The 4,499-nt window shown below is 62.5% G+C and carries 8 protein-coding genes; 1 reads left to right on the plus strand and 7 read right to left on the minus strand.

Translation table 11 applies throughout. The features are described 5' to 3' along the window. The 7 genes from IPK59_23205 to IPK59_23235 all read right to left on the minus strand — a co-directional run. Positions 1-224, minus strand: a 224-nt coding sequence (locus IPK59_23205; GenBank protein ID MBK8161524.1) for a hypothetical protein, incomplete at its 3' end; no start/stop codon positions are given. A 281-nt stretch (positions 225-505) separates the two neighbouring features. Then, positions 506-1,654, minus strand: coding sequence for a hypothetical protein (locus tag IPK59_23210; GenBank protein MBK8161525.1), 1,149 nt, complete (start codon positions 1,652-1,654; stop codon positions 506-508). Continuing rightward, complete coding sequence (locus tag IPK59_23215) at positions 1,579-2,565, minus strand: PriCT-2 domain-containing protein (GenBank protein MBK8161526.1); 987 nt, start codon at positions 2,563-2,565, stop codon at positions 1,579-1,581. The genes IPK59_23210 and IPK59_23215 overlap by 76 nt, the downstream gene beginning before the upstream one ends. A 20-nt stretch (positions 2,566-2,585) precedes the next feature. Next, complete coding sequence (locus tag IPK59_23220) at positions 2,586-2,912, minus strand: hypothetical protein (GenBank protein MBK8161527.1); 327 nt, start codon at positions 2,910-2,912, stop codon at positions 2,586-2,588. A 3-nt stretch (positions 2,913-2,915) separates the two neighbouring features. Continuing rightward, positions 2,916-3,107 (minus strand): hypothetical protein, encoded by a 192-nt coding sequence (locus tag IPK59_23225; GenBank protein MBK8161528.1) that lies wholly within the window; start codon positions 3,105-3,107, stop codon positions 2,916-2,918. Continuing rightward, positions 3,104-3,505, minus strand: a complete 402-nt coding sequence (locus IPK59_23230; GenBank protein ID MBK8161529.1) for a hypothetical protein — start codon at positions 3,503-3,505, stop codon at positions 3,104-3,106. Before IPK59_23230 ends, IPK59_23225 begins: the two co-directional genes overlap by 4 nt. A gap of 163 nt (positions 3,506-3,668) precedes the next feature. Continuing rightward, on the minus strand, positions 3,669-3,941 hold the full coding sequence (locus tag IPK59_23235; GenBank protein MBK8161530.1) for a helix-turn-helix domain-containing protein: 273 nt from the start codon (positions 3,939-3,941) through the stop codon (positions 3,669-3,671). 78 nt (positions 3,942-4,019) lie between these two features. Here IPK59_23235 and IPK59_23240 point away from each other — a divergent pair, with 78 nt between their 5' ends. Next, positions 4,020-4,412 carry a helix-turn-helix transcriptional regulator gene (locus IPK59_23240; GenBank protein MBK8161531.1) on the plus strand — a complete coding sequence of 131 codons (393 nt, stop codon included), beginning with the start codon at positions 4,020-4,022 and terminating at the stop codon, positions 4,410-4,412. Positions 4,413-4,499: the final 87 nt, after the last annotated feature.

Below are 4,499 nucleotides of genomic sequence, written 5' to 3' on the forward strand. Positions count from 1 at the left end.
TTCGACGCCTTGATGCGCGCCTCTGCCGACCGGCAGCACGACGCCAGATGTTCGAGGCCGGATGCCTGTTCCAGGTATTCGGCCCACCATCCCAGCGCCACCTCGTCGTTGGCCTCGATCGCTGCCCTGATTTGCGCGCCGTACTCCGCCTGATCGGCCGCCGACCACGCTTGCCACACCGCCGCGACGACAAAAGCCGCCCGCATCCGCTCCAGATCAACCATGGCACCCCCTTTTCCCAACCTTCCCACCCTCTGTTTAGAGGTTGGGAGCCCGAAAGCCGCGTCCTGCCTGCTTCTTCCCAACCTTCCCAGCCTTCCCAACGTTTTTTTTATTACTTGCATGCGTGTGCGTGCGCGTGCGCGCGTGTGCGCCCGCCCGTGTGTGCGAATCGTGAAAAAGGTTGGGAAGGCTGGGAAGGTTGGGAAACCCTTTTAAAATCAGCGCGTAAAAGTTCCCAGCCTCTAAATTGAGGTTGGGAAGGCTGGGAACCCCGCCGAGAGCCTTAGAAGGGCACATCGATGCCTCCAATGCCAGCCGACGGGCGCGGTACAGCCGCACTGGCAGGGGCTCCACGCATTTCCCGGCGCACCATCGCCGGGGTGAGATAGAGCCGGCGCTTGCTCGGGTCTTCGGCGTTGCGGTCTTCCTTTCGGCCGCAACCGAGCTTGCGCAAGGCGATTCCCAGCCGCGTCACGATGGCCGGCGTCAGCTTGTCTGGCGTCAGCTTCAGACCATCGACTGCCGCATCAGCCATCGAGAACGGCGACATCTGGTTTTCCACCCACTTCCACAGGATGTCTTCGAACGGCTCCGACATGCCTCGCTTGGCCTGTTCTGGCGTGAATAGCTCGTCCTGCTCCGCGCCAGAGGGCCAACATCGCTCGCCGGCCCGGTAGTCCGCCAGCGCCTCGGCAAACATCTGCTCCAGGCTGTTGCGAAGGCCATCGAGGTTGATCTCGTCGCCACACACCACTGGCCAGAAGCGCCGGCCGCCGGTGGCATCCTTGAGGTATTCCTCTTCGTTCGTGGTGCCGATGAACACGGACTGGCGCGGCACCTTGATCAGCCGCTTGCCATAAGGCGGCCGGTATTCATCTTCCTGCCGCGAGAGGAAGCTCTTCTGCTTGCGCTCTTCAGCCTTCATCAGCGAACCGAGCTCCGCGATCTCATAGACCCAATGCCCCGGAAGGGCGAGCAGCGAATCCTTGTTGTTGAGGTCAAGGTCGGTATCGCAGAACCAGTGCCACGACAAAATGCGCGCCACGGTTGATTTACCCTTCCCCTGCGGCCCCTCGAGCACCATGCAATAGTCGAACTTGCAGCCGGGCTCCATGACTCGCTTGATCATTCCGCGCAGGAAGAAAGCGCCGACCAGCTCGGTGTATTTCGACTTTTCGACGCCCAGGTAGTCCGACAACCACTCCGTGTTGCGGCGTGTGCCGTCCCAAGGCTTCAGCCCCTCCAGCGCTTCGCGCACCGGATGAAAGCGCTTGCCGCGCGCCAGGACCTCAACCGCCTTGCCGACCGTGTTCGGCGCGAACTCGACGCCCCACTTGCGCTGCAGCCAGATCGTCGTCATGTCATCCAGGTGATCGGACCAATCGCCCGATTGCGGGCTGTTCCGGTCGCACGGCACCGGCGACCGGAACACCGTTCGCTCCGCGAATCGTCGCAGCCGATCACGTCCGCCACTCGCGCATGCGACAGGATCAGCTCGGCGTTTGCGAGGCACGGCGACACGTCGCCCTTTACTCTGAGCAGATCACGCGGCCAATCGTCATCCGGCGGCGGACCCGGCGGTGACCCCATTTCCCCCGCGGGAGCATCGGAGGGGGGTAAGCCACCATCCCCACCACCAGCAGCGGATAGAGGCGGCGCATCGTCAGGCGGTGCGGCAGCCTCTTTGCGCGCGCGCGGCTTGCGGGCCCGCGCTTTCGCCCAGGGCGATACCCATCCGGCCGCCTCGGCCAGGCCGAAGACCGTGCCCAGGGTCAGTTGCGTCGGCTGGAAACCTTCCCAGCGTTTTTCCGTGTCCTGGGAGCCGGCATACTTGGAACTGCGCGCCGACCAGGCATCCCACACCATGAAGCCATAGCGTTCGCCGAGGCCTGCCTTGCAGGCCATGCCGATATCAATCCATTGCTGATAATCGTCCGCATCCAGGTGCTGCAGCGCCTCTTCCGCCAGAGCCACGCTCTCAGCCAGGCTGCGCTGACGCCCGCCATGCGCTGTCGTCGGCGCGGTAGGGGCGGATGGCGCCGGCGCCCTGGGCGTTGCTGTCGCCTTGCTGCCCTTGACCGTCGCCCGCAAGCGGCGCAAGGCCAAGTCATTCAACGGCCGGATCTCAGATGGTGTGCCCGGCCACGGCTTGCCCGTAAAGGTAAAGTACTGCCGGCCGGCGAAGACCTCGATACCAACCTTATTGCTCTTGAAGGTTTCGGTCTCGCCACTGCAAATGATATGAACGCCCTTGCCGCTGGGCGACAGCTCGGTGTAGCTGTCGCAGGCCTTGATGATCTGGCTGCATCGCTCCGAGATCTCGCCCGTGTCGGGATCAATCATCTCGTCGAGATCAATGCCGATCAGTCCATCACCGGGCAGGAAGGCGAAACCGACACCGTCGAACCCGCGCTTACGGCATCCGCCGCGGCTACCGCGTAGGTCTCAAGCCCGGCACGGTCCTGTTCCGACCCCTGGACATCATGCCGCCGCTTCTTGCCGACGTAGTAGGGCATCTTGCGCGGCTTCTTTACAGGCGTCTCGCCTGGTTCGTAGCGCCAGATCAGCCACTGCTTGCGGTCGGCCAGGCCGGCGACCACCTGGCCAACGTCCGGGATAGGATTCCGCCGCGCGTGCTCGGCGCGGTAGGCGGCCAGATCAGCCCACGGCTTGGCGCTCGGTTCGGTCATCGGCTATGGGTTCAGCAGCGTCCCGAAGATCCGGCCGACAGGGTAGCTGCCCGAGCGATACCACCAGCCGCCCATGATCGATTCAATGTCCGACACCACAGCCACTGGCGGTTTGTCGAGCACCACCGCCGTCAGCCGGATGCCATCGACCACCGCGACGTGCTGGGTGGCGAGAATGCGCGGTCTTGGATTCATGCCGGCCGGGCGAGCTGCGGCTGCAGGTGTTCGATGCGCTCAACGATCTTCGCCTGCATCTTCACCGAATCCACAAACTGGCGCTGCAGCTCGGTCATCTCGTCGCGCGGCGCCCGCGATTTCGGCCGCTCAAAGCCGGTGTCATCAGCCAGGTAGAACATGGCCGCTGAGAAGCCCCTGGCTTCCCGGGAGTGGCGCATGATCATCCGCTCCTGGCTATCACTAAGCCTTTCACGGCGGTCTGGATTCAAGCGATCGTTCAGCCGGTTTCGGGCGAGATCGATATCGAGATCCGGCCACAACAGCTTGCCGACGGCCTTGGTGCCGCCGAGGGCCTTGATATCGTCCTTCAGGGCTTCTTCCCAGCTCTCGTAAAACAGTTCAGGTCCGTGACTCATGTCCGTATACCTCCGTAATTTGATGTCCGTTTACGGACACCGACGGGCAGCTAAATTCAGGGCAAAAAAATAGGCTGTCGGTGTGGTTGTCACACCGACAGCCGGAAGCCCCAGCGAACCGGAGCGGGAGGAGACGATGAAAGCGTTCAACACAGCAGCACCATCAAGCCGCCTGGGCACCAGGCGCGGCGGAAGGCTCACACGCGCCGTCGCCGATCTCAGCCGTACCGCGAAGCAGGCCCCACTGAACATCCGGCCGCAGTTGTTCGCACGGCACACCGGTGGCGCGCTCAATCGCCGGGCAGCGGAGCGCAGGTATCTGTCGCCGCCCGGATATCCACTGGCTAACCGTCGGCGGTGTTACGCGCAGCAAGCCCGCCAGCGCACTAACGCCACCGACCGCGGCACAAGCTTTCAGAATTGGTTTCTGTTCCATGGCCGCGAGAGTAAGGCATTGCCTAATGCGAGTCAAGAGGCATTGCCTAACGCTGCCCTCAATGAGTCTAATTAGGCAATGCTTACGGGTAAGGCTCTCGGCCAAGCAATCAAGTCGGCGCTGGACAAGGCGACCATGTCGCAAGCTGACGTTGCGCGCGAATTCAAAGTAAAACCGCCATCGGTGTCGGGGTGGATTACGACGGGCCGAATTTCAAAACCCAACTTCGAGAAGCTCCGGCAACTATTGAGCGAGGTGGTCGGACCGGAACATTGGGGCCTCGCCAGCACGCGCGCCGATCGCGCTGATGAAGATCGCGGTAATGAGTACAAGATCCTGTCGGACGATGAATGGTGGCTGGTGCTCGCCTATCGCAAAGGCGACAGAAATATCCGCACCGGCATGCTATCGCTTGCACGTACTGTACTTCCCGACAGGCCAGCGGGTTTAACCAAGCGCACCGGAACATAACCCCTCCCCGGCAGCGCTTGTCTTGGGGTAATACCAAAGTCATAGATTTGGGCGAATGGAAAGCCCAACGGAGGCTGTAAATGAGCT

The organism is Rhodospirillaceae bacterium (assembly GCA_016712715.1).
Taxonomy (GTDB): domain Bacteria; phylum Pseudomonadota; class Alphaproteobacteria; order Dongiales; family Dongiaceae; genus Dongia.

What these genes read in the sequence shown, in the direction of transcription:
- IPK59_23240 (MBK8161531.1), top strand. Translation starts at nt 4,020, where the DNA reads ATGCTTACGGGTAAGGCTCTCGGCCAAGCAATCAAGTCGGCGCTGGAC.
- IPK59_23230 (MBK8161529.1), bottom strand. Translation starts at nt 3,505, where the DNA reads ATGAGTCACGGACCTGAACTGTTTTACGAGAGCTGGGAAGAAGCCCTG.
- IPK59_23225 (MBK8161528.1), bottom strand. Translation starts at nt 3,107, where the DNA reads ATGAATCCAAGACCGCGCATTCTCGCCACCCAGCACGTCGCGGTGGTC.
- IPK59_23235 (MBK8161530.1), bottom strand. Translation starts at nt 3,941, where the DNA reads ATGGAACAGAAACCAATTCTGAAAGCTTGTGCCGCGGTCGGTGGCGTT.
- IPK59_23220 (MBK8161527.1), bottom strand. Translation starts at nt 2,912, where the DNA reads ATGACCGAACCGAGCGCCAAGCCGTGGGCTGATCTGGCCGCCTACCGC.
- IPK59_23215 (MBK8161526.1), bottom strand. Translation starts at nt 2,565, where the DNA reads ATGATTGATCCCGACACGGGCGAGATCTCGGAGCGATGCAGCCAGATC.